Raw genomic sequence first — 24,700 nt, 5'->3', positions numbered from 1 at the left:
GACGTCCGAAGCGGCGACTCGACCCCGGCTCGACTCTTTTAAGCCCACCGGGGCCGAGCGACCCACCATGAGCGACGACCGGATCGTCATCCTCGCCCACGAGAAGTTCCCCGACCGCGCGAAGACCGCCCTCGGCGTGATGCGCTACGGCGACCAGGACGTGCGGGCTGTCCTCGACCGCGACCGCGCCGGCGACCGCGTCACCGACCACGTGCCCGACGTGGCCGACGCGCCGATCGTCGAGTCGTTCGATGAGGCGTACGCGGCCGCCGACGGCGACGTGGACGCCCTCTACATCGGTATCGCTCCGATCGGCGGCGGCTTCGACGAGTCGTGGCGGTCCGACGTGGAGGCCGCGATCGAGGCCGGCTGCGACGTGGTGAGCGGTCTCCACTACTTCTTAAACGAGGACGAGGCGCTCGCCGCGCTGGCCGACGAGCACGGCGTCGACCTCGTCGACGTGCGCGAGCCCGACGACGACCTGACGGTGGCGACGGGCGGCTCCGGCGACGTCGACGCCGACGTGGTGTGTACGGTCGGCACCGACTGCTCGGTCGGGAAGATGACCGCGTCGCTGGAGATCGTCGCCGCCGCCCGAGAGCGCGGGATCGACGCCGCGTTCGTCCCGACCGGCCAGACCGGGATCATGATCGCCGGGTGGGGGAACCCGATCGACCGCGTCGTCTCCGACTTCACGGCCGGCGCGGTGGAGGAGATGCTCGTCGAGATCGGCGACGACCACGACCTCCTCATTGTCGAGGGACAGGGGAGCATCATCCACCCCGCCTACTCGGCAGTCACCTGCGGCATCCTGCACGGCTCGATGGCCGACGGGCTCGTCCTCTGTCACGCCGCCGACCGCGAGGCCGTCCACGGCTACGAGTCCTTCTCGCTCCCGCCGCTTTCCGACTACGTCGACCTCTACGAGGGGCTCGCGGCGCCCGTCAACGAGGCCAGCGTCGTCGCCGGCGCGCTCAACACGAGGGCCGTCGACGACGGCGGCGCGGCCGGCGACGCGGTCGCCGACTACGGCGACGAGCTCGGCGTCCCGGCCGCCGACCCGGTCCGGGACGGCGCCGACCGGATCGTGGACGGGATCGTCGAGGCGGGGTTGGGCGGTGAGACCCCGGCGACCGACGGAGGGCTCGCCGACGAATGACCCTCGAAACGGAGTTCGAGCGGGTCTCGCTCCCCCTGGAGAACCCGTTCACCATCTCGCGGGGGACGCAGACCGAAGCCGTGAACGTTGTCGTGCGGATCTCGGACGAGGGCGGGATGACCGGCGTCGGCGGCGCCGCCCCCTCGACCCACTACGGCGAGACCGCCGACACGGTCGAGGCCGTGCTCCCGGCTCTGCTCGACGCCGTCGAGCGCGTCGGCGACCCTCACGCTCTCCACGAGATCGAGGGCGAACTGGCGGCGGTCGTCAACGGCAACCCCGCCGCCCGCGCCGCCGTCTCGATCGCGGTCCACGACCTCGCCGCGAAGCGGCTCGGCGTTCCGCTGCACCGGCTCTGGGGGCTCGACCCCTCGGCGGCGCCCGCGACCTCCTACACGGTCGGGCTCGACGAGACGGAGCGCGTCCGGGAGAAGGCCGCGGAAGCGGTCGAGGCCGGGTACCCGGTCCTCAAGATCAAGCTCGGCACCGACCGGGACCGCGAGCTGATCGACGCGGTCCGCGAGGTCGCGCCCGACGCCCGGATCCGCGTCGACGCCAACGAGGCGTGGACGCCCCGCGAGGCGGTCGACAAGAGCCAGTGGCTCGCCGACCGCGACGTGGAGTTCGTCGAGCAGCCGGTGTCCGCCGAGGACCCCGAGGGGCTCCGGTTCGTCTACGAGCGGTCGGCGCTCCCGATCGCGGCCGACGAGTCGTGCGTCACGCTTTCCGACGTCCCGGCGATCGCCGACCGCTGCGACATCGCGAACCTGAAGCTGATGAAGACCGGCGGCCTGCTGGAGGCGAGACGGATGATCGCGACCGCCCGCGCCCACGGGCTCGAGGTGATGTGCGGCTGCATGATCGAGTCGAACGCGTCGATCGCCGCGGCCGCGCAGCTCACGCCGCTCCTCGACTACGCCGACCTCGACGGGTCGCTGCTGCTCGCCGAGGACCCGTACGACGGCGTGGACCTGTCCGGCGGCGAGATCGGGCTCGGTGACCGCGACCGCGCGGGGACCGGGGCGCGGCTACGGACGGAGTAGCGGAGAAGGGGAGAGGCGGAAACGGGGCCGACCGCGCGCCGTCAGTTCCGCTGCTCGTCGGCGTCGACCTCGGACTCCTCGAGCTCCACGTCGACTTCCTCGTCGCCCTCGCTGTCGCCCTCGAGGTCGGCTTCGAGGTCGTCGCTGTCGATCTCGGACTCGATGTCGGCCAGCTCGTCGTCGATCTCCTCGTCGGAGCTCGCCTCGCCGTCGTCGCTCGCGGGCTCGCCCTTTCCGAGCTCGCCTTTCAGCGTCTCCAGCTCGGCGTCGACCTCGCTGTTCGTCGAGAGGCTCTCGAGCTCGCGGTCGATGCTGTCCTTGTCCGAGAGCGCGTCCTCGAAGGCGCCGGAGTCCTCCAGCTCGTCCATCGCCTCCGCGCGCGCCTCCATCTCCTCGGTGCGCTCCTCGGCGCGCTCGATCGAGCGGCTCACGTCCTCCATCTCGTCGCCGACGCCCGTCATGGCCTCCGAGACGCGCGAGGACGCCTCGGCCGCCTCGTAGCGGGCCTTCATCGTCTCCTTCTTCGTGCGGAACTCCTCGATGCGGTTCTGGAGCTTGTTCTTCTTCTCGACCAGCTGCTCTTGGGTGTCGTTCAGCTTCGCTATCTGGCCCTCCAGCTCCTCGATCTGGGCCATCTTCGACTTCTTCTTCTCGAGGGCCTTGCGGGCGAGGTCGTCGCGGTCCTGTTGGACCGCCTCGCGGGCCTGCCGGTTGTGCTTCTCGACGTTCTCCTCGAGCTTGCGCTTTTGAATCTCCAGCCGCTTCTTCTGGGTCGTCAGGTCGGCGATCCCCTGCTTCACGTCCTGGAGCTCGTCGCGCATCTGTTCGTACGAGTAGTCGAGCGACTCCGTCGGATCCTCCGCCCGGTTGAGGAGGGCGTTCACCTTCGACCGGATGACGTAGGAGGCGCGCGAGAGGATTCCCATACAGGGCATACGCGCTCCACCCGTTAAAACCTCATGTGGTTCGCGACCCGGAGCGGCGGCCGTGACGGCGCGAGCAGCCGGGCTCCGTCCGTCGCGGGCTGCCCGCAACCGGGGCCCCCCGCCGACGGGGTGACGCTTCCTGAAGATTTATTCGGGGTGTTGTACTATCTTCGTACATGGACATTGGTGTACTAACCGTTCCCTTGGGCGGTGAATCGATCGACGACGCGGTCGCGTACCTCGACGAGATCGGCGTCGACGCGGTCGAGCTCGGCGTCGGCGGGTGGCCCGGCGAGGCGCACGTCGACCGCGAGGCGACCCTCGGCGACGACGCGGCGCAGGCGGAGCTCGAAGCGCTGCTCGACGAGCACGGGCTCCGGATCTCCGCGCTCGCGACCCACAACAATCCCCTGCACCCGGACGAGGAGCGGGCCGCGGAGGCCGACCGCGAGCTCCGCGAGGCGATCGAGCTGGCCGACCAGTTGGACGTCGGCACGGTCACCTGCTTCTCCGGGCTCCCCGGCGGCGCGCCCGGCGACTCCACGCCGAACTGGATCACGGCGCCGTGGCCGACCGAACACGCCGACGCGCTCGACTACCAGTGGGACGAGGTCGCGGTCCCGTACTGGACGGACCTGGCGGACCACGCCGAGGCCCACGGCGTCGACGTCGCCATCGAGATGCACCCGAACATGCTCGTGTACGAGCCGACCGGGCTGCTCGCGCTGCGGGAGGCGACGAACGATCGGATCGGCGCCAACTTCGACCCCTCGCACCTCTACTGGCAGGGGATCGACGTGACGGAGGCGATCCGCTTTTTGGGCGACCGCGACGCGATCCACCACTTCCACGCGAAGGACACGAAGGTGTACGACGCGAACGCGCGCGTGAAGGGCGTGCTCGACACGACGGGCTACACCGAGGAGGCCGACCGCTCGTGGCTGTTCCGCTCGATCGGCTACGGCCACGACGAGGGCCACTGGAAGGACGTGGTCTCGACGCTCCGGATGGTCGGATACGAGGGCGCGCTCTCGATCGAACACGAGGACTCGCTCACCTCCTCGCGGGAGGGGTTAGAGAAGGCGGTCGACGTGCTCGACCGCGCAGTCTTCGAGACGCGACCGGGCGACGCCTACTGGGCGGAGTAAGACGGAGGGCAACCCAATGACACAGGAACCACTCGAAATCGGCGTGCTTGGGTATCGATTCATGGGCAAGGCGCACGCGAACGCGCTCGCACGGCTCCCGATGTTCTTCCCGGACGCGCCCGAGATCGAGCGCCACACGCTCGTCGGGCGCGACGAGGCGGCGCTCGCGGACGCCGCGGAGCGGTTCGGGTTCGCGCACACCGCGACCGACTGGGCGGACGCCCTCGGCCAGGTGGACGTCTTCTACAACCTCGGACCGAACCACGTCCACGCGGAGCCGTCGATCGCCGCCCTCGAAGCGGGCGTCCCCGTCCTCTGTGAGAAGCCGCTCGCGCCGACCCTCGACGAGGCCGAAGCGATGCGCGACGCGGCGGCCGCCGCAGACGTACCGGCGGGCACCGCGTTCAACTACCGGTTCGTCCCCGCGATCCGGTACGCGAAGGGGCTCATCGAGGACGGCGAACTCGGCGAGATCCGACAGGTCCGCGGGCGGTACCTCCAGGACTGGCTCGTCGACCCCGAGGCGCCGTGGGCGTGGCGGATGGACGCCGACATGGCGGGATCCGGGGCGCTCGGCGACCTCGGCGCGCACACACTCGACCTCGCGGACTTCCTCGTCGGCGACGCGGTCGGCGGGGTCGACCGCGTGTCCGGTCACTTACAGACGTTCGTCGACGAGCGGCCCGTCTACGACGACGAGGGCGGCGTCGCGGAGCACCGGGACGTGACCGTCGACGACGCCTACACCGCGCAGGTCGCCTACGAGTCGGGCGCGATGGGGAGCTTCGAGGCGACGCGGTTCGCGGAGGGCCACAAGAACGACCACGCGATCGAGGTGCACGGCTCGAAGGGGAGCCTGAGGTTCTCCTTGGAGCGGCTCAACGAGCTGGAGGTGCTCCGCGAGGGCGACCGCGGGTACCAGACGGTGCTCGTCACCGACGAGACCGACCCGTACGTCGACCACTGGTGGCCGCCGGGCCACGTCATCGGCTGGGAGCACACCTTCGTCCACGAGAACTACGAGTTCCTCTCCGCGGTCGCCGAGGGCGGCGCGTTCGAGCCGTCGTTCGAGCAGGGGTACGCGGTGCAGAAGACCCTCGACGCGATCGTCCGCGCCGACGAGCGGAGCGAGTGGGTCTCGGTCGAGTAGCCCGAAGGGAGTTTCAGATATCGCTCGCGCCGAGCGGGTCCGGACCGGCGCTGCCTTCGATCGCCGAGTCCTCGCCGTTGTAGGTGCCGAGCGTCTCGTGCGTGTCGAAGGCGACGGGCTCCCAGACGACCTCGAGGTTCTCGTTCCCGGTCGCGTTGGGGACCGTCACTCGGTCGCCCGGCCGCACGACGCCGTCGCCGGGCCACGCGCCGAACTGGACCTCCTCGTCCGGGTCCTCGCCGCGGACGTACAGCTCCTCCGCCGGGACCGGTTCGGGGCCGGCCGCGACGATCACGAGGTCGGTTCCTTCCTTCTCGACCTCGAACTCCGCGTCCGGCGGCGCAACGCCGTCGATCAGCCCGAACACTGCGGCGCCGACGAGCGCCAACAGCACGACGACGATGCCGACGAGCATCCCCGAGCCGGCTATCGGGGTGAACCCCCGCTCGTCGCTTCGGAACGCGCGCATTCGCGTTTCACTCTTCGAGGGGCGGTATAAGCCTTTACGCGCCGGCTATCAGACGAGATAACGGTGCGCGCTCTCGGGACCGCCCCGCGGGCCGACGCGAACCGGAACCCCGTTATTCCACCCGCCCGAAGGGCGCACGTGACATCGTGGATCGAGGACCCGGAGGGCGGGCGAGCGCGGGGTCCCCGCGCGCTCGCTCGGGCGTGGGTCGAGGCGCTCATCCGGCCGCGACGCCTCTTCGCGAACGGCGTGGGGCCCGGCGACCAGGCCCCAGCGCTGACGTTCGCCGTCGCCGTCGCGGCCGTCTACACGCTCGGATGGATCGCTGCTGACCCGGCGGCCGTCCCCGGGATCGTCGTCTCCGTGCCCGTCTCGGCGGCGATCCTGTTCCTGGTGGTGGTCGTGTTGGCCGCGCCGGTGGGGCTTCACCTGACCGCGGCGGTCGCGACGTTGTCGGTGATCCTCGCCAGCGTCGAGTTCGACGGCGGCCTCACGCTGCGCGACCGCGGCGGCGTGAGCGAGACGGTGCAGGTGGTCGCGTACGCCAGTTCGCCGATGGCGCTCGCCGGCCCGCCGATACCGTTCCTCCGCGTCGTCTGCGGCGCGTACGCGGCGGTGCTGCTGTTGATCGGCTTCCGCACCGTCCACGGCATGACCCCGCTTCGCACGCTCGTCGCCGGGGTCCCGCCCGCGCTTATCGGGTACGGCGTCGGCTACCGGGTCGTCGCCGCGGCCCGAACGCTGATCGGCTGACGCTCTGTGGGGTGGCGCCGTGGGCGATCACCGGCGGCGCCGGAGCGGTCCCCACCTGTACCGCCGGGACGCCCGCATTCGGCCGTTCGCTCCCGCGAGGCTTTCGACAACCGTTTTAAGCCCGAGACTCTCGTTGTACTCAAATGGGATCCTGTATCATTTGTGGCGTCGACGTCGACGGTGGCGGTCGCATCTGTGACCCACACCAAGAGGACGTCGTGTTCGACTTCCGAGGCAATTCCCCGAAGCAGCTCGTTCCGAACAGATTCTACCGGGGCGTCGTCGACGGCTACGCCGAATTCGGCGTGTTCGTCGACCTCGCGCCGGGCGTGACCGGACTCCTCCACCGGTCCGAGCTCGACCGTCGGCTCGACTCCCTCGACTGGGAGCCGGGCGACGAGGTGTTCGTGCAGGTGAAAGGCGTCCGCGACAACGGGAACATCGACCTCGCGTGGTCGATCCGGCAGGCAGACCGCGAGTTCCGCGGCGTGCTCGTGCAGGACGGCGACACCGAATTCCTCCCCGATGAGGACGGCGAGGAAGCCGACGAAGCGCCGGACGCGGAAGCCGACGCGGAGCGGGACGACTCCGACACGGGCGACGACTCAGACGCGATCGACGACGAACTGGCAACGGAGAGCGACGACGAACTGGCAACGGAGAGCGACGACGAACAGGCGGGCGTGGGAGACGATATCGTTTCCGAGGAGCCGACCGAGGCCGGCGACGCGGACGAGGCCGTCTCGGCCGATGCCGAGGTTGATGCCGACGACGCCGCTGTCGACGACGTCGATGCCGACAACGGTGACGAAACCGCCGATGCCGACGACGCAGACGACGAGACCGCCGAAGACGACCTCGCCGACGACCGCGAGCGCGTCGGGATCGGCACCCTCTCAGACGCCGTCGGCGACGCGGTTCGGATCGACGGCGAGGTCGTGAGCGTCCGGCAGACCGGCGGCCCGACCGTCTTCGAGGTCCGCGACGAGACGGGCGTCGTCGACGTGGCCGCGTTCGTCGAGCCGGGCGTCCGCGCGCACCCGGACGTCGAGGTCGGCGACGCGGTGCGGATCGACGGCGAGGTCGAGAGCCACCGGGGCGACGTGCAGGTCGAGTCCGAGGCGCTCGTGCTCCTGGCGGGCGAGGAGGGCAAGGCCGTCCGCCGTCGGCTCGCCGAGGCCCTCACCGCCGAGGCCCGCCCCGAGGGGCTCCAGCCGCTCGCTGGCGACGAGGCGGTCGCGGAGCTCGCCGACGGCCTCCTCGACGCCGCCGAGGCGGTCCGCCGCGCGGTCCTCGAATCGCGCCCGATCGTCGTGCGCCACCCGGCCACCGCCGACGGCTACGTCGCCGGCGCCGCGGTCGAGCGCGCGGTCCTCCCGCTGATCCGCGAGGAGCACGCGAAAAGCGACGCCGAGTACCACTACTTCACTCGTCGTCCGCTCGACGACCCCGTCTACGGGATGGACGCGGCGACGAACGACGCGACCCGCATGCTGCAGGACCGCGACCGCCACGACGAGCAGCTCCCGCTGTTCCTGCTCGTCGGCACCGGCTCCACGGTCGAGTCCGCAGACGGGATCGACCTGCTCTCCGTCTACGGCGTCGACGCGGTCGTCGTCGACGCCGAGGTCGCCGACCCCGAGACGCGCGAGGCCGTCGACACCCTCGTCTCGCCGCAGATCGACGGCGTCGACGCCGACCTCTCGACGGGGGCGCTCGTCGCCTCGCTGGCGTCCGCGGTCAACGACGAGGTCCGCGACGACCTCCGTCACCTGCCGGCGGTGAGCTACTGGGCGGAGACCCCCGAGCGCTACGTCGAGCTCGCCCGCGACGCCGGCTACGACGCCGAGCGCGTCGCGGAGCTCCGCGAGGCGGTCGCCCTGGAGGCGTACTACCAGTCGTACCAGGACAAGCGCGAGCTCGTCGCCGACCTCCTCTTCGAGGACAGCGGTAACCTCGCGGCTCACGTCTCCGAGCAGTTCCGCGAGAAGCTGGAGACGGAGGTCAAGACCGCGACCGAGAACGTCGTCACCGAGGCGGTCGACGGCGTCGAGTTCGCCGTGCTCGACACCGACGGCTACACCCACCGGTACGACTTCCCGCCGACGCCGCTCCTGCTCGACGACCTCCACCGCCGGAACGCGAACGGGGAGGCGTACGCGACGGTCGGGATCGGCACCGACGAGCTGCACATCCGAACGACGGCGGACGTGTCCGTCCGCGGCGTGGCCGAGCGCGCGGCCGAACTGGCGCCGAACGCCGACGTCTCCACGGCCGGCCTCCGCGAGGGCAAAATCGAGTTCCTCTCCGGCGAGCGCGACGCGGTCGAGGACGCGGTCGTCGCGGCCGTCGCCGAATCGTTCTGAAGCCGGTCTGAGGGTTTTTTCGCGAGTCGGACCGCTCCCGGGAGTCACCGCCGCGTGAACGGTCCCGGCGGAAGGATGAGGTCGTCGAGTTCGGGAAGTTGCTTGACGTTGAACACGATTTTCAGCTCGTCGCTGACCGGATACCCGTTACACGAGAGCCGGAACCCTCGCTCCGCCAGGTCCTCGGGCATGATGTGGTCGGTCGGCTGCGAGAGCTCTCCCTCCACGAGGAAGACGGCGCAGTTCGCGCACGCCCCGCCGCGACAGGAGAACGGCCAGGTGAACCCGCGGTTCTCCGCCCCCTCGAGCAGGCTCTCGTCGGGCTGGACCAGCAGCCGGCCGTGCGCCGACTCGTCGAGGTCGGCGTGCGACGCCTTCCGGAACAGGTCGTCGTCGTCGAGGGACCAGCCGTAGTCGTCGATCGCCTCGTAGTCGAGGAACTCGACGCGGACCGGCTGCGGCGCGTCGGCCGCGCCGTCCTCGTCGGTGAGGTCGATGTCGGCGGGGTCGGTCTCGTCGTCGGCGTCGCCGTTCCGCTCCCGCTCGTCGAGTTCGCGGTAGGCGCGCCTGACGAGCTGGAACTCCTCGAGGGTCCCGCCCTGGTCCGGGTGAGCCTCCTTCACGCGGGCGCGATAGGCGCGCTCGATGGTCGCCTCGTCGGCGTCCTCATCGACGTCCAACACATCGAACGGCGAGACCATTCAGTGTCGATTGGTAGTCGACTCAGACACATAAACGCTCCACAAGCCGGCAGGCGGGGCCGTCCGGTGGCCAGCGGAGGCCGCTTCCGGGGTACAGCGAATCGCCGCGGGAACCGGCCGCAGCGTCGCTGTCGAATCGATCTTTTAAGACCCGCGGCACCGACGGATCGGTGATGGGAAACGCGGACCTGCGCGATCTCGCGGCGATCCGCGACGTCGCCTTCACAGAGATTGAGGGAAGCGTCGTCGCGGTCGACGCGCACAACTGGCTGTACCGGTACCTCACGACGACGGTAAAGTGGACGAGCGACGAGGCGTACACCACCGCGGACGGCGTCGAGGTGGCCAACCTGATCGGGGTGGTACAGGGGCTCCCGAAGTTCTTCGAGCACGACCTGATCCCCGTGATGGTGTTCGACGGGGCGGTGACCGATTTAAAAGCCGATGAGGTCGCCGACCGCCGCGAGAAGCGCGAGGCGGCCGAAGAGCGCCGGGCGGCCGCCGAGGAGCGCGGCGACGCCGTCGAGGCCGCGCGGCTGGAGGCCCGCACGCAGCGGCTCACCGACGCGATCCAGGAGACGACCCGCGAGCTGCTCCGGCTGCTCGACGTGCCGATCGTCGAGGCGCCGGCGGAAGGGGAGGCGCAGTGCGCGCACATGGCGGCGACCGGAAGCGTCGACCACGCCGGCAGCGAGGACTACGACACGCTGCTGTTCGGCGCGCCGACGACCCTCCGCCAGCTCACCAGCAAGGGCGACCCGGAGCTGATGGACCTGGCGGCGACGCTCGACGACCTCGGCTTCGACCGGCAGGGGCTCGTCGACGCCGCGATGCTCTGCGGCACCGACTTCAACGAGGGCGTCCGCGGCATCGGGCCGAAGACGGCGGTGAAGGCGGTTCGGGAACACGGCGACCTGTGGGGCGTGCTCGACGCGCGCGGCGCCGAGATCCCGAACGCCGAGGCGATCCGCGAGCTGTTCATGGACCCGCCGGCGACGGACGTCGACGTCGACACCGCGGTGAACCCAGACGTGGACGCCGCCCGCGAGTACGTCGTCGACGAGTGGGGCGTCGCCGCCGACGAGGTGGAGCGCGGGTTCGAGCGCATCGCGGAGTCGCAGGTCCAGACCGGGCTCGACCGGTGGACGTGAGGCCCCGGAGGACCGCCGCGAACATACCTTTTATCTCCTCGTCGTCAGAAAGGTCACGCACGCGTGTCGCGGATCCCGTTTCGACCCCGAACGCCGGCCGTGACCGACCGATCGGTCGGATCTCCCGCCGGCCGCGCGCTCGTGCGCTCGGGCCGGAGGCGGGCCGCGGCGACACCTGACCAATGAGCTTCGACGTACCCGACGACAGGCGGTACCTGGAATCGCACGAGTGGGCGACGACCGGCGGAGACACCGTTCGAATCGGCGTCTCGGACTTCGCGCAGGACGAACTGGGCGACGTGGTGTTCGTCGAACTCCCCGAGGCCGGCGACGAGATCGCCGCCGGCGAGGCGTTCGGCGTGGTCGAGTCGATAAAGGCGGTCTCGGACCTGTACGCGCCGGTCTCCGGCGAGGTCGCCGCCGTCAACGAGGAGCTGTTCGACCGCCCGGAGCTCGTCAACGAGGACCCGTACGGAGACGGGTGGATGCTCGAAGTGAGCCCCACTGAGGGCGGCGACGCCGAGGAGCTGCTCGACGCCGGCGAGTACGACGACCAGATCGCGTAGCGAATCCCACGACCCGAACCCCGGAGCGGGACCCACAGCGGACACACCATCATGAACACCCCACCTTTCGACCCCACGCCACCCTTCGACGGACGACCCGCGATCGGACGACAGAACGACCACGGACGGGGCGAGACACACCGATGAGCGGCACCGACGGGACGCCGTACGCGCCCCACACCGAGGCCGAGACCACGGCGATGCTCTCGGCGATCGGTGCAGAAGATGAAGCGGCGCTGTTCGACATTCCCGAGGCCGTCGCGTTCGACGGCGAGTTCGGGATCGAACAGCGCACGGAGCGCGAGATCCGCGCGGAGTGTTCCCGGATCTTCGCGCGCAACGACGACCTCGTCGAGTTCCTCGGGCGGGGCCACTACGGCCACTACGTGCCGAGCGTCGTCGACCACCTCGCGGATCGCGCGGAGTTCCTCACGAGCTACACGCAGTACCAGCCCGAGATATCGCAGGGGTTCCTGCAGGCGCTGTTCGAGTACCAGTCGATGCTCGTGGAGCTCACCGGGCTCCCGGTCGCGAACTGCTCGATGTACGACGCCGCCACCGCGCTCGGCGAGGCGGCGACGCTCGCGGACCGCGTCCGGTCGACCTCGGGCGACGTGGTCCTCGTGCCCGAACACCTCAGAGAGGGCAAGCGCGCCGTGCTGGACAACTACTGCGCCGGCGCCGGCCTGGCCGTCGAACCGTACCCGATGGCCGACGGGAACGCCGACATCGACGCGCTCGCCGACCGCGTCGGCGACGACGTGGTCATGGTGTTCGCCGAGAACCCCACCGTTCGCGGCTGCGTCGAAGAGGGGCTCGCGGCGATCGGCGACCTCGCGGCCGAGGCCGACGCGCTGTTCACGCTCGGGTCGGACCCGGTGTCGCTGTCGGTGCTGCAGGAGCCGGCGAGCGTCGGCGCCGACGTGGTCGTGGGCGAGGCCGGCGCGCTCGGGCTCCCCACCGCCTACGGGATGGGACTCGGCCTGTTTGCCTGTAGCGACGAGTTCCTCCGGCAGGTGCCGGGGCGGCTCGTCGGCGCCGGCGAGGACGCCGCGGGCGACCGTGCGTTCACGCTGACGCTCCAGACGCGCGAACAGCACATCCGGAAGGAGCGGGCGACCTCGAACATCTGCACGAACCAGGCGTGGGTCGCCCTCCGCGCGGCGATCCACGCGGCGACGCTCGGCCCCGACGGGCTCGTCGAGCTCGCGAACGACTGCGTGCGGGAGGCGGAGGCGCTCGCCGCCCGGATCGACGAGCTCAGCGGCGTGGCCGCACCGGTCCACGACCGCCACCACGTCCGGGAGTTCGCCGTGCGCGTCGACCAACCCGCGGCGGCGATCGCCGAGGACCTCGAGACCGCCGGGTTCGCGGTCCACGCGATCGACGAACACCTCCTGCAGGTGTGCGTCACCGACCTGAACGCGGGGCGGACCGACGGCCTCGTCGCTGCCTTCGAGGAGGTGATCTGAGTGATCCACAATCAGGCCGACTACGCCCGCGAGGACGACGAGGTACACGAGCCGCTGCTCTCGGAGAAGGACGAGACGACCGTCGACGTGCGCGAGGCGTCGCCGCTCCCGGACGACCTGACGCGCGACGAACTCACGCTCCCCGCGCCCTCGGAGCCGGAGATCGCCCGCCACTACACCCGGCTCTCGCAGATGAACTGGGCGATCGACTCCGGGCCGTACCCGCTCGGGAGCTGCACGATGAAGTACAACCCGAAGTTCACCGAGGACGTCGCGGCCGACCCGAACGCGGCGATCCACCCGGACCGCTCGGCGCGGTCCGCGCAGGGGAACCTCGAACTGCAGTACCGGTTACAGGAGTACCTGGGCGACATCGGGGGGATGGACGCGGTCACGCTCCAGCCGCCCGCGGGCGCCGCCGGCGAGTTCACCGGCATCGCCGTCGCGAAGGCGTACCACGAACACCACGGCAACGACCGGTCCGAGGTCGTGATCCCGGCGTCCGCGCACGGGACGAACTTCGCGACCGCCGCGATGGCGGGCTACGACGTGGTCGAGCTCCCCTCGGGCGACGACGGACGGGTCGACGTCGAGGCGCTGGAGGCGGCCGTCGGCGACGACACCGCCGCGCTCATGTTGACCAACCCGAACACGGTCGGGCTCTTCGAGCGCGACATCACGGAGATCGCCGAGATCGTCCATGATGCCGGCGGGCTGCTCTACTACGACGGCGCGAACCTCAACGCCCTGCTCGGCCGCGGCCGCCCCGGAGACATGGGGTTCGACGTGATGCACTACAACGTCCACAAGACGTTCGCGACCCCGCACGGCGGCGGCGGTCCGGGCGCCGGTCCGGTGGGCGTCGTCGACGAGCTCGCCGAGTTCCTCCCCGCTCCGCGGATCCGGGAGGCGGAGGAAGGGAGCGGCTACGAGCCCTTCGAGCCGGCGAACACCATCGGGAAGGTCCACGGGTTCGGCGGGAACTGGCTCGTGCTCGTCAAGACGTACGCGTACATCGCTCGCCTCGGCGACGAGGGGCTCGCGGACGCGGCCGCGAAGGCGGTGCTCAACGCGAACTACCTCGCCGAGCGGATCGACCTCGACGTGCCGTACGGCCCCTTCCACCACGAGTTCGCGGCGACCGCGGGCGACCGCGACGCCGCCGACGTGGCGAAGCGCATGCTCGACTTCGGCGTCCACCCGCCGACGACGAAGTGGCCGGAGATGGTGCCCGAAGCGATGCTGACTGAGCCGACCGAGATCGAGGGCCAGTCGTCGCTGGACGACCTCGCAGAGGCCTTTAACCTCGCGTATGCCGACACAGAGGAGGCGCTCGACGCGGCCCCGAACCGCACCGCCGCCAGCCGGATCGACCAGGTGAGCGCCGCGCGAGACCCGCGCCTCTCGTGGCAGGCGCTCGACGGAGAGTAGCGGGCCCGCGACTCGGCGGTCCCTCGCCTACGATAAACGACCGGCGTCGCCGAGCGCCGCTGGCCTCGACCGATGCCGTCAGGTTAGGATCCGCACTCATCCGGCGCCGTCTGGTCGGAAACCGCACTCGGCTGACGGGGAGTACAGCGCAGAGAAGTCCGCGCGCCTTTTTAAACAACGAACGCCGTCACGGGCCCGGGGCGGCCGCCTCGGCCGACTCCGCTCGGTCGCGCTCGCGGTCCGGATCGGCCTCGTCGCCGATCGCTCGCTCTCCGTCGAGTGCTTGCACGGGGTCGTCGCCAGCGCACTCGCCCGCCACGAAGCGGCGTAACACCTGGCCTTCGGCGCGGTGGAGGGTCTCGCTGCACGTCGACTTCGCGAGGCCGCGCGCCTCGGCGAGCTCCGTGAGCGTGCACTCCCGCGGGGTGTCGTAGTAACCGGCCGCGACGGCGGCGAGGACGAGTTCGCGCTGCGCGTCGGTGAGGACCGGTTCCGCGTCGGCGTCGCTCGCCTTTATCGCCACGGTGATACCCTCCGCCGTGAGCCGCCGGCCGAAGGCGGTGAGCCGCGACCGCTCTCCGACGGCGTCGAGCGACGCGCGCCCGTCCGTCACCGAGACTGGCGCCTCGATCGGAAGGCCGACCTCTCGCGCGGCCGCGACGTGCGGCGGCGGCGCGTCCGAGACGAGCCGCACTCGCGTCGCAGGACCCTCTTTATCGACGACATCGACTCGGTCCACGCGGTCGTGCTCGCGCAGCGCCGCCACCGTCGTCGCCCGGTCGGCGCCGGCGACGAAGAGCGACNCCCTCGACGGCGGCGATCGTCTCGGTCGCGCGGAGGGTCGCGTCGGGGTGCGCCCGCGACACGTCGCCGAACCACGAGCCGCTCGGGAAGTCGAGCCGCAGCGTCAGTCTGGACATGCTCGGGGAGAAGAGCCGCCCGTCCCTCTCGCTGCCCCTTCATACGTTTCAGGTTTAAATAGGGGTCGCGGCGGAACCCCCGGACCCGGAACGCACCCCCGGGACCGGTGGAGCAAAGGCGCGCGTGTGCGATCGCGACCCATGGAAACGACGGACGCGTTCGTCGGCCTCTCGTGTGTCGACTGCGACGGGACGTTCGACCCGGCCACCGCGACCCACCGGTGTCCCGACTGCGGCGGGGTCCTCGACCCGGCGTACGACCTCGATCGGATCGACCTCGCTCCCGACGACCTCGCGGAGCGCCCGTACGAGTCGATGTGGCGGTACGCGGAGCTGCTCCCGTTCCCGGCCGAGGCCGCGGTGTCGCTGGGCGAGGGCGCCACGCCGCTGGTCGACTGTCCGGCGCTCGCGGACGCGATTGGCGTGGGGCGGGTCCTCCTGAAAGACGAGGGATCGAACCCGACGGGGACGTTCAAAGACCGCGGACAATCGCTGGCGATGACGGCCGCGCGCCAGCACGGCGCCGCCGACGTGGCGCTGAACAGCGCCGGCAACGCGGGACAGGCGGCCGCCGCGTACGCCGCGCGGGCGGACCTCGACGCGCACGTGTTCCTCCCGTCGCGGGCGGGGTTCACCCAGACGGCGATGACCGAGGTCCACGGCGCGGACCTGACCGTGACCGACCCGATCGACGGCGACTCGCAGATCGGCGACGCCGGGCGCGCGTACGCGGCGGCGATGGAGGACCACCCCGACTGGTACTCGACGAAGACGTTCGTCACCCCATACCGTCACGAGGGGAAGAAGACCATGGCCTTCGAGCTCCTCGAACGGCTCGACTGGGAAACGCCCGACGCGGTCGTCTACCCCACCGGCGGCGGCGTCGGGCTCGTGGGGATGCACAAGGCCGCCCGCGAGCTCCGCGAGCTGGGGTGGACCGACGAGCTCGTCCCGATGTACGCCGCGCAGGCGGCGGGCTGTTCGCCCGTCGTCGACGCGTACGAGGCGGGCGCCGACCGCCACGAGCCGGTCCCGGACGACGAGATCGACACGGCCTGCAACGGGATCGCGATCCCGGACCCAGGCGCGAGCCCACTTATTCTCGACGCGATCCGGGAGTCGAACGGGGGCGCGGTGGCGACGACGGACCGCGAGATCCTCGACGCCGCGATCGAGGTCGCTCGGGCCGAGGGGCTGGAGGTGGGCGCGACCTGTGCGGCCGCCGCCTCGGGGGCGTTCGCGCTGGCGGCGGCGGGCGAGTTCGGCCCCGACGACACGGTCGTGCTGTTGAACACCGGTGCGGGCAACAAGGACGTCGACGCGCTGCGGGCGCACCTCGGGGAGCGCGAGGTAGACGAAGCGGCGGCGAAGACGGACGGGGCAGGGGGGACGACCGAAACGGCGGGCGAGTGAGCTCGGGGCCGGACCGTCCGACTCGGGGCCGGACCGTCCGATTCGGGGTCTGCGCCGCTGTCCGAACCGGAACCACTACGGCGAGCGGTCGCCACCCCTCGCCCATGGAACTCGGCGTCATCGGACTCGGACGGATGGGGCAGATCGTGGTGAATCGCTCGTTCGACGCGGGCCACGACGTGGTCGCGTTCGACCTCTCGGCGGAAGCGACGGCGACCGCGGCGGAGGCGGGCGCGGAGCCCGCGGACTCGGTCGCGGACCTGTGCGACCGGCTCGACGAGTCGGGCGAGGGCGACGGCAAGCGCATCTGGCTCATGGTCCCCGCGGGCGACGCGGTCGACGCCACGCTCGCGGACCTGGAGCCCCACCTCGACGCCGACGACGTGGTCGTCGACGGCGGGAACTCGCAGTTTCAGGCGTCGGTCCGGCGCGCCGAGGAGACGGACGCCGCGTACCTCGACTGCGGCACGTCGGGCGGCCCGGCCAGCGCCGAGGAGGGCTTCTCGCTGATGGTCGGCGGTCCCGAGTGGGCCTACGAGGCGCTCGTCCCGGTGTTCGACGCGGTCGCGACCGGGCCTGACGGCCACGACCGGATGGGCGCGTCGGGGTCGGGCCACTACGTGAAGATGGTCCACAACGGCGTGGAGTACGCGCTGATGCAGGCGTACGGCGAGGGGTTCGAGCTGCTCACCGAGGGGCGCTACGACCTCGACATGGAGTCGGTCGCGCGCACGTGGAACAACGGCGCCGTGATCCGGTCGTGGCTCCTGGAGCTGTGCGAGGAGGCGTTCCGCGAGGAGGGGTCCGACCTGGGCGACGTGGCCGACCACGTCGCGGGCGGGTCGACGGGAACGTGGACCGTCGAGGAGGCGCTCGAACAGGAGGTCCCCGTTCCGATCATCTATCAGGCGCTCGCGGAGCGGTTCGACTCCCGGAACGAAGGGCGGTTCTCGCGACGGCTCGCGAACCGGCTGCGGTACGGGTTCGGGCGCCACGAGGTCGCGCGGCGCGACGACGCGTAACCCGCCCGAGCGCCGACGGCGTCGGTGCGGTCGCGCCCGTGTGCGGCAAGACCCCTTCGCTTAGCAACACGTATTACTGACGGCAGTCACACGGTTACACCCGTGCTCGACCTCGCCTTCGCCCGTCGGCAGTACCTCGTCCGGCTCTCAGACGGTCCGGCACGGATCCGGGATCTCGTCGAAGAGTTCGAGCACTCCAGGTCGACGGTCAATCGCGCGATCCGGGCCCTCGAAGAGGACCGACTCGTCGAGCGCGGGGCGGACGGCTACAAGACGACGTTCGCCGGTCGGATCCTCTTAGACACCGTCGACGAGGCAACCGCGGTCGCGGAGGCGGTCGAGTCGGCGAACGACGTCCTCAACGAGCTCCCGTCGTCGTTGCGGAACCACCGGTTCCTCGCGGACGCCGAGGTGGTGACGATACCCGATACGTCGCCGGCGGCAGTGCTGTCCCGGCTCCACCGCGTCGCCGAGACGGCCGACCGGTTGCGGGGGGCGTCGATCGCAGCCAACGACGAGCAGTTCGTTTCGTCGCTGTATCGCCGCACCGTCGTCGAGGAGTCGCTGGAGCTGTCGTACGTCGTGACGGAGTCGGTCGCGGACTACCTGGCAGTGGAGAGCCCCGAGCGAGCGCGTTCCGTCGTCGACGCCGGGGTGGACATGAGCGTCGTCGCCGACCTCCCGTTCGCGTGGTACCTGAGCACCGTCGACGATCGGACGACGGCGTACCTCGCGATCCACAGCGACAAGGGCACGCTCCTCGGGTACGCGGCTAACGACGACCCGGGCGCCGTGGAGTGGCTCGCCGAACTGTTCGACGCCCAGCGCGACCGCGGCACGTCGCTGGCGGCGTACTACCGCTCGAACGACGGCGACGCGATCGAACTGTGACGGCCGCCGCGGCCGAATCTCAGGGCGCGTGAGCCGCGGGAAACCCTTATATACTGTCGTGGTAGAGGATATCACGCATAGAATGTTCGAGCGATTCTCAAGCGGTTACTACCTGGGGGAACTGTACGTGGAACCCCATGGCGGCGATCGCGCCGTCATCCAGCGGGCGGACCACGAACACGTCAACGAGCAACTGTACGCGGACGGCGAGGGGGTCGAGCGACTCGACGCCCCGCTCGTGATGAAGGTCGACGGCGGCCACATCCCGGTCGGCGGCGACGACGACGTGCCGAGCGGCACGCTCGCGATTCCTCAGGAACTCGCCGACGAGACGCTCCCGGACCGGCGGAACGTGCTGCTGGCGGACGCGGACCGGGCGGAGACGCTGCTGCGATGGGAAGGGTGGGAACCGTTCGTGAACGCGTGATACGAGGAAAGCCACTCCGTTTTTCTCGTCGATTGTGGCCGCTACTTATAAATGGGCAGTTGGGTACAGATTGAGCGTGCTCCCGAACCCCCAGCCGCTCGCTTATAAGTGACTGATAGCGGATCAGCGGCGAACACCTCCAAAGCCCCAGCCGGGAGGACTCGCACGACTCGCTGCGCGCTTCACTCGGTCGCTCACTACGTTCGCTCCCTCGTTCCAGTGCTTACGTCGTCGGGCGTCGCCCTCCCGGCTGCCCCTTTGAGTCCCACCCCGCACGACACCGCACAGCACCTCACCCCTCCCCAGCCTCGCCGCTCACGCCCTCCGGGCGTTCGCGGCGTCCCTCGCGAGTGCGGTTCGCGGCCTGTCGGCCGCTCACCGGCACGCGCCACCGCACAGCACTCATTTATAAGCGGGATTGATAACGTCGTCGCCGCCACAGACGCACCTTTTAGGTCGCAGGGAGTCGCGGATTCGGTATGATCGACAGGCTGCTCGGGCGCGCCGAGCTGAAAGAGCGGATCGAGGAGTTGGAGGAGGAGAAGCGCCACCTCGAACGCCGCGCCGAGGCCGAGGAGGAGCGCCGGTCGGACGCGGTCGCCGACCGCCAGCGCGCCGAGGAGCGCGTCAACGAGCTCGAACACCGGATCGAGTCGCTGGAGGAGCGCCTCGACCGCACCGCGGGCGAGGAGGCGTCGGTCGAGTACCGCCGCGTCAGCGACGCCCGCGGCCCGCGGCTCGCGGACGCGCTCGGTCGCTTCCGGGCGGTCGAGAGCGACGACCCCGAGGGGCTCCTCACCGCCTTCGTCCCGGACGACGACGCCGTGCCGTCGAGCGTCGCGGAGTGGTTCGGCGACCGGACGCGGCTCGTCAGGCGGGCGGCCCCCGCGGTCGTCCTCGCAGACGACACCGGCGCCGTGAGCGCGGCGCTGACGCCCCCGATCGAGCCGGCGCCGTTCGACCGGTGGAGCGACCGGTTCCGACTCGACGAGTCGTGGTTCCGCCCGACGGGGCGGTTCGCCTTCGCGCTCCTCCGGTCCGACACCTTCGCGCTCGGCGTCTACGAGGGCGCCGAGCGGGTCGAGTTCGAGGGGTTCACCTCCGATGTGAAGGAGGCCCACTCGAAGGGAGGCTTCTCGCAGGGCCGCTTCGAGCGCCGGCGCGAGGGACAGATCGCCGACCATCTTAAAAAGGCGACCGCGTCGCTGGCGGACCTCGCCGACCGCGGAGTCGGCGACGGCCCCGCCGCCCCGATCGACCGGACGATCGTCGTCGGCGAGCGCAGCGTGCTCGGGGAGGTCCGCGAGCGCGCCGACGTCACCGACGTCTCCGACGCGACCGGGAAGCCGAAGGCGGCGCTCGACGACGCGTTCCGCGACTTCTGGACCACGCGTATCCGGGCGATCTGAGGTCCCCGACGACGCCCCACAAGGACCGCATAACTATCCCCGCTCCTCGACACTGACCACTCGGAGGGACCTGTCACACGCTCCCTCCCCCCTCCCCATTCTCGAACCGCTCGGCGTCGCGCCGCGATCCCGGCGCGACGACCGAGTCGTGTCAACGCGCCCACGGACAGTCCTAAACCCGGCGCGTCCGGTACGGCACACATGGATCGGGCCGAGTCGTCCCCCGGCGTCCGAGTCGCCGTCGCCGCGCTCGCGACCCTCGCGCTGCTGGCGGTCGCGCTGACGGTCGCGGGGGGCGCTCCGGCCGCCGTCGCCGCGGACCACGCGGGACCAGTCGAGTCGAGCCACGCCGCCGAGTCGTTCTCGGGGAGCGCCGGCGCGGGTCCGGCGCCGCAGACCGACGACGACGCCGACGTGATCCGGCTGCGCAGCGAGCTGACGCAGACCGACGAGCGCGGGAGCGTCGGCGTCACGACCCGGGCGACGGTCCCCGACCGCGTCACGGAGCTCGAACTGACGCTGCTCAGCGCCCGGGAGGACCCCGACGTCGAGGCCGACGGGTTCACTCGGGTCGACGACGCCGGGAGCGAGGAGTCGGTGTGGGAGTGGGACGGCGAGACCGCCGACCCCTCGCTCACCTACGCGATCGATGCGAACGACACGGTCGAGGAGGCGGGACCGCTCGCCGCCGGCGGCGCCTACCGCTTCGTCGACGCGGGCGAGTGGGCGCTCGTTCGGACGCCCCGCGTCTCCGCCGCGTGGTCGTACACCGGCCAGTACGAGGCACAGGTCCGTCTGCAGCGCGAGACGGTCGTCGCGGGCGAGGGCGTCGCCTCGCAGTCGATGGCGTTCCTCGGGCCGCACGAGGAGCGCGTCCGCGAGGCCGCGGGCCAGCGCTACCGGCTGATCGTCCCCGACGCCGCGGACCCGGTCGCGTCGCCCGACGAGGTGTTCGGGGTCTTCGCGGACGCCTCGACCGCGCTGCAGGTCGGCGCTCGCGACGACGAGGTGGTCGCGTTCACCGCCCCCACCGACGAGGTGTCCTGGGCCGTTCGCGGGCTGCAGACCGGCGACGCGGACCTGTGGGTCCGGGACGGCGAGCCCGCGGGCACGGCCGCGGACGTCTGGACCCACGAGTACGTGCACACCCGGCAGGCGTACCGGGCCGAGGCGAGCGGCCGGTGGATCACGGAGGCGAGCGCGACCTACTACGCCGCGCTGTTCGCGCTCGACCGCGGCGCGGCGGACTTCGCCGACTTCGAGCGCACGCTGGCCCGCGGCGAGCGCGACCCCGCCGCGTCGGCGGTGCTCTCCGACCCGACGACGTGGGAGGGGAATCCGGACTACACGAAGGGCGCGCTCGTCGCCGGAGAGCTCGACCGCCGACTCCGCACCGAGACCGACGGCGCCGCGTCGCTCGCGACGGTCCTCCGCGACCTCAACGAGGCCGACGGGCGGATCACCAACGAGGACATCCTCGACGCCGTGGCGACGGCCGCCGCCGAGGGGGCCGACGACGCGACCGCGGCAGAGCTCCGCGACGAGGCGGAGGCGCTCACGACGACGCGGACGACCGCCGAGACGTGGGACCGAGACGCGCACGCGGCGGCGTTCGGCGAGACCCCCGCGCAGGTCGGATACGGCCTCGCGGACGAGGGCGTCCGCGTCGACGGCGAGTACCGGAACCGGACCGTCGCCCGCGACCCGGTCGAACTCGTCGTCGGCGAGTCGCTCGACGTGGCGGTCGTCGCGTCCAACACCGGCGGCGCGGTCGGGAGCTACGACCTGTCGCTCACGGTGGACGGCGAGCCGGTCGCGAACCGGTCGGGGACGCTCGACGCGGGCGAGGAGACCGTCGAACGCTTCGGGCACCGCTTCGACGCCGCGGGGGAGTACGAGGTCCGGATCGGCAGCGAGCGGCTGACCGTCTCNCGTCTCGGTCACCGAGCCCGCCAGGCCCCTCGTTCGGGGCGTCTCGACCGACCGGGACCGGGTCGCGGCGGGCGAGTCGGTCGTCGCGACCGCGACCGTCGGCAACGACGCCGGCGTCCCCGCCGGGGGCGACATCGAGTTCCGCGCGGACGGCGAGACGGTCGCGACCGCACCCGTTCGGTTGGACGCGGGGGAGGAAGCGACGGTCGACCGCGAGATCCGGCTCGACGGCGACGGGGGAGGGCTCGGCGTCGGCGGCTCCGAGAACGCGACCGTGCGCGTCGTCGGGCCGGTCGACGAGGCGTCGACGACGGTGGCCGTCGAGGGCGACGGTCCGATCCCGACCGACGCCGTCCCCGGGTTCGGGCCGGCGGTAGCCCTCGTCTCGCTGGTCGTCGCCGGCGCGACCCTCGCTCGGCGGGGTCGGCGGGGAGAGTAGCCGGCGAGCGCGCTATCGATTAAAAGGGCGCCTCCGGTCCCTCGTCGGCGGTCTCACCCGGGGCCGTCCCGTCGTCGGCCTCCTCGGTCGGCGTCCGGACCAACGCGCCCGGTCCGCGCTCCCACGCCTCGATGCCGCCGTGGAGGCTCTCGACGCGCGCGTCCTGCGTCCCCGCGTAGCTCCCGATCAGTTGGGCCGCCTGTCGGCTGGAGATCCCGTGCGGACAGACGGTGACAACTCGGTCCGCGCCCTCCAGCTCCGTGATTCGAGTCGTCAGCTCTGGGAAGGGGATACACTCGCTGCCGGGGATGTGACCGCGGTCGTAGGCGCGACGGTTGCGGATGTCGACGACGCGAAGCGCGTCGTCCGCCGGCCGTTCGGCGTCCGGGCCGGCCTCGGCGCCGTCGAGCAGTGCCGCCAGCCCGTCGGGGTCGATCTCGCCGTCCATCAGGGGAGCGGACAGAGGCTCGCCGTGATGACGGCACGCTCGTCGGTGTCGTTCCGCGCGCCGTGGACGGTTCCGCGCTCGTTCAAGACGACGGCGGGCGCCGCGAGCGTCTCCTCGTCGTCCCCGCGGATCAGGGTCGGCTCCCCCTCGAGGACGTGGAACACGTTGGTGGCGTCGCCGTGCTCGTGCGGCTCGACGACCGCGCCCGGTCCGAGCGCGAACGCCTTGACGAGCACGTCGTCGGTGACCGCTAACTCCGCCGTCTCGACCTCGCCGGCGTCGGGCGCGAGCCCGCCGACGGCATCCGCGTATCGATCGATCGTCATACCGTGTGGTCGCCGTCGTCGATATAAAAGGCGTTTGGCGGGCTACTCCCGCGCGCCCGGCGGCAGCGGGTCCGCGTGGTCGGCGATCGCCTCGGCGACGCGGTGCGGCTCCTCGTGTATGACCCAGTGGGTCGCCGTGTCGAGGGTGAGGAGCCGGCCGTCGGTACAGCGGTCGACGCTCTGACCGGCCAGCCGCGTCGAGAGGAAGCGGTCTTTCGCGCCCCAGATCACGAGCGTCGGGACCTCCACGGTCTCCGTCTCCGGGGTGGGGCGGTCGCGGACGATCGCCCGGTACCAGTTCACCATCGCCTCGAACGCGCCGTCGCGGTTCCACGCCCGGCGGTAGCGCCTGATGTCCTCGTCGCCGAACGTCCCCGGGTCGCTGGAGTCCCGGAGCCCGCGAACGGCGAGGCGCCAGTTCCCGGCGCTGGCGACCGCCTCCGGGAGCTTCGGCAGCTGGAACGCGAGCACGTACCAGCTCTTGAGCCGCTGGTCCCACGAGGTCCGGAGGGCTCGCTCGAACACGGTCGGGTGCGGCACGTTGACCGCGACGAACTCCGAGACGCGGTCGGCGTGGTGGAGGGCGAGCCACCACCCCACCGCGGCTCCCCAGTCGTGACCGGCCACGGCGGCGGTCTCGCGGTCGTACGCGTCGATCAGCCCGACCACGTCCCACGCCAGCGCGTCGATCCGGTAGTCGCTCACGGCGGGCGGTTTCTCCGAGCAGTTGTAGCCGCGCTGGTCGGGGACGACGACGCGGTAGCCGTCGTTGACGAGCGGCGCGATCGCCTCGTGCCAGCCGTACCAGAACTCCGGGAACCCGTGGAGCAGGACCAACAGCTTCCCGTCCTCGGGCCCGGCCTCGACGACGTGGAGCCGGACCTCCCCGACGTCGACCGCCCGCGACTCCCCCGGCACTCCCTCGGGTATCTCGTCCGGCGGCACGGGCTCGTCGAGCGCCTCGACTCCGAGGCGTCGGGGCGCGGCCGGCTCTCCCTCGCTTGCTTCGGTCGGCGCGTCGCTCATACGTCACCCTCGGGCCGCGAGCGTCAAATAGCTACGTTCGGTCGGAACGGGTCTCTCGGCCGTCGCCTCCGGAACCGAAATCCTCAAGCCGCTGGCAATCCGCTGTCGGGTA

The 24,700-nt window shown here is 71.2% G+C and carries 22 protein-coding genes; 15 read left to right on the top strand and 7 right to left on the bottom strand.

The features are described from left to right. Positions 1-67: 67 nt before the first annotated feature. Together C468_RS08735 and C468_RS08730 are read left to right on the top strand one after the other, a co-directional pair. The gene (locus C468_RS08735) at positions 68-1,159 is read left to right on the top strand and encodes a DUF1611 domain-containing protein (RefSeq protein ID WP_008848528.1); all 1,092 of its coding nucleotides are present in this window, start codon (positions 68-70) and stop codon (positions 1,157-1,159) included. Further along, on the top strand, positions 1,156-2,202 hold the full coding sequence (locus C468_RS08730; protein WP_008848527.1) for a dipeptide epimerase: 1,047 nt from the start codon (positions 1,156-1,158) through the stop codon (positions 2,200-2,202). Before C468_RS08735 ends, C468_RS08730 begins: the two co-directional genes overlap by 4 nt. 41 nt (positions 2,203-2,243) lie before the next feature. Here the strand turns inward: C468_RS08730 and C468_RS08725 are convergent, their stop codons facing one another. Then, complete coding sequence (locus C468_RS08725; RefSeq protein WP_008848526.1) at positions 2,244-3,128, bottom strand: PspA/IM30 family protein; 885 nt, start codon at positions 3,126-3,128, stop codon at positions 2,244-2,246. A gap of 176 nt (positions 3,129-3,304) precedes the next feature. On the opposite strand from C468_RS08725, the gene C468_RS08720 reads away from it, so the two are divergent. Continuing rightward, positions 3,305-4,276 carry a sugar phosphate isomerase/epimerase family protein gene (locus C468_RS08720; protein WP_008848525.1) on the top strand — a complete coding sequence of 324 codons (972 nt, stop codon included), beginning with the start codon at positions 3,305-3,307 and terminating at the stop codon, positions 4,274-4,276. Between the two features lie 16 nt (positions 4,277-4,292). Next, a complete protein-coding gene (locus C468_RS08715; protein ID WP_049912147.1) occupies positions 4,293-5,426 on the top strand; it encodes a Gfo/Idh/MocA family protein in 1,134 nt (377 codons plus the stop codon). A gap of 13 nt (positions 5,427-5,439) precedes the next feature. On the opposite strand, the gene C468_RS08710 is transcribed toward C468_RS08715, so the two are convergent. After that, the gene (locus C468_RS08710; protein WP_008848523.1) at positions 5,440-5,895 is read right to left on the bottom strand and encodes a type IV pilin; all 456 of its coding nucleotides are present in this window, start codon (positions 5,893-5,895) and stop codon (positions 5,440-5,442) included. A 138-nt stretch (positions 5,896-6,033) separates the two neighbouring features. Between C468_RS08710 and C468_RS08705 the strand changes: the two genes are divergently transcribed. Both C468_RS08705 and C468_RS08700 read left to right on the top strand, forming a co-directional pair. After that, positions 6,034-6,648 carry a YIP1 family protein gene (locus tag C468_RS08705; protein WP_008848522.1) on the top strand — a complete coding sequence of 205 codons (615 nt, stop codon included), beginning with the start codon at positions 6,034-6,036 and terminating at the stop codon, positions 6,646-6,648. Between the two features lie 143 nt (positions 6,649-6,791). Beyond that, complete coding sequence (locus C468_RS08700) at positions 6,792-9,014, top strand: DHH family phosphoesterase (protein ID WP_008848521.1); 2,223 nt, start codon at positions 6,792-6,794, stop codon at positions 9,012-9,014. A gap of 44 nt (positions 9,015-9,058) precedes the next feature. Here C468_RS08700 and fer read toward each other — a convergent pair whose 3' ends face one another. Further along, positions 9,059-9,715, bottom strand: a complete 657-nt coding sequence (gene fer / locus C468_RS08695) for a ferredoxin Fer (RefSeq protein ID WP_008848520.1) — start codon at positions 9,713-9,715, stop codon at positions 9,059-9,061. A gap of 173 nt (positions 9,716-9,888) precedes the next feature. On the opposite strand from fer, the gene fen reads away from it, so the two are divergent. From fen to gcvPB, 4 genes are all read left to right on the top strand, one after another. Further along, positions 9,889-10,866, top strand: coding sequence for a flap endonuclease-1 (gene fen / locus C468_RS08690; protein WP_008848519.1), 978 nt, complete (start codon positions 9,889-9,891; stop codon positions 10,864-10,866). A 182-nt stretch (positions 10,867-11,048) separates the two neighbouring features. Next, a complete protein-coding gene (gcvH, locus tag C468_RS08685) occupies positions 11,049-11,432 on the top strand; it encodes a glycine cleavage system protein GcvH (protein ID WP_008848518.1) in 384 nt (127 codons plus the stop codon). Positions 11,433-11,575: 143 nt separating this feature from the next. Next, positions 11,576-12,904 (top strand): aminomethyl-transferring glycine dehydrogenase subunit GcvPA, encoded by a 1,329-nt coding sequence (gene gcvPA, locus C468_RS08680; RefSeq protein ID WP_008848517.1) that lies wholly within the window; start codon positions 11,576-11,578, stop codon positions 12,902-12,904. Further along, positions 12,905-14,335, top strand: a complete 1,431-nt coding sequence (gene gcvPB, locus C468_RS08675) for an aminomethyl-transferring glycine dehydrogenase subunit GcvPB (RefSeq protein WP_008848516.1) — start codon at positions 12,905-12,907, stop codon at positions 14,333-14,335. 187 nt (positions 14,336-14,522) lie between these two features. Here gcvPB and C468_RS08670 read toward each other — a convergent pair whose 3' ends face one another. After that, on the bottom strand, positions 14,523-15,074 hold the full coding sequence (locus tag C468_RS08670; protein ID WP_241431002.1) for a helix-turn-helix domain-containing protein: 552 nt from the start codon (positions 15,072-15,074) through the stop codon (positions 14,523-14,525). Positions 15,075-15,396: 322 nt separating this feature from the next. Between C468_RS08670 and C468_RS08665 the strand changes: the two genes are divergently transcribed. The 5 genes from C468_RS08665 (at position 15,397) to C468_RS08645 (ending at position 20,417) form a co-directional block, all read left to right on the top strand. Continuing rightward, a complete protein-coding gene (locus C468_RS08665; RefSeq protein WP_008848514.1) occupies positions 15,397-16,668 on the top strand; it encodes a threonine synthase in 1,272 nt (423 codons plus the stop codon). A 104-nt stretch (positions 16,669-16,772) separates the two neighbouring features. Further along, positions 16,773-17,690, top strand: a complete 918-nt coding sequence (locus C468_RS08660; protein WP_008848513.1) for a decarboxylating 6-phosphogluconate dehydrogenase — start codon at positions 16,773-16,775, stop codon at positions 17,688-17,690. A gap of 102 nt (positions 17,691-17,792) precedes the next feature. Beyond that, complete coding sequence (locus tag C468_RS08655; RefSeq protein ID WP_008848512.1) at positions 17,793-18,581, top strand: helix-turn-helix transcriptional regulator; 789 nt, start codon at positions 17,793-17,795, stop codon at positions 18,579-18,581. An 82-nt stretch (positions 18,582-18,663) separates the two neighbouring features. Then, complete coding sequence (locus C468_RS08650) at positions 18,664-19,008, top strand: DUF5802 family protein (protein ID WP_008848511.1); 345 nt, start codon at positions 18,664-18,666, stop codon at positions 19,006-19,008. A 479-nt stretch (positions 19,009-19,487) separates the two neighbouring features. Then, positions 19,488-20,417, top strand: a complete 930-nt coding sequence (locus C468_RS08645; RefSeq protein ID WP_008848510.1) for a Vms1/Ankzf1 family peptidyl-tRNA hydrolase — start codon at positions 19,488-19,490, stop codon at positions 20,415-20,417. Positions 20,418-22,807: 2,390 nt separating this feature from the next. On the opposite strand, the gene C468_RS08635 is transcribed toward C468_RS08645, so the two are convergent. The 3 genes from C468_RS08635 to C468_RS08625 are packed head-to-tail and all read right to left on the bottom strand — an operon-like array spanning position 22,808 to position 24,588. Next, a complete protein-coding gene (locus C468_RS08635; protein ID WP_008848508.1) occupies positions 22,808-23,236 on the bottom strand; it encodes a rhodanese-like domain-containing protein in 429 nt (142 codons plus the stop codon). Beyond that, positions 23,236-23,562: a cupin domain-containing protein gene (locus tag C468_RS08630; RefSeq protein ID WP_008848507.1), complete on the bottom strand. Its 327-nt coding sequence runs from the start codon at positions 23,560-23,562 to the stop codon at positions 23,236-23,238. Before C468_RS08630 ends, C468_RS08635 begins: the two co-directional genes overlap by 1 nt. Before the next feature lie 42 nt (positions 23,563-23,604). After that, a complete protein-coding gene (locus C468_RS08625; RefSeq protein ID WP_008848506.1) occupies positions 23,605-24,588 on the bottom strand; it encodes an alpha/beta fold hydrolase in 984 nt (327 codons plus the stop codon). Positions 24,589-24,700: the final 112 nt, after the last annotated feature.

The sequence above is a fragment of the Halorubrum kocurii JCM 14978 genome (assembly GCF_000337355.1).
Lineage (GTDB): Archaea > Halobacteriota > Halobacteria > Halobacteriales > Haloferacaceae > Halorubrum > Halorubrum kocurii.
The sequence above is the reverse complement of the archived record's forward strand: the minus strand, read 5'-3'. Positions and strand labels throughout refer to the sequence as shown.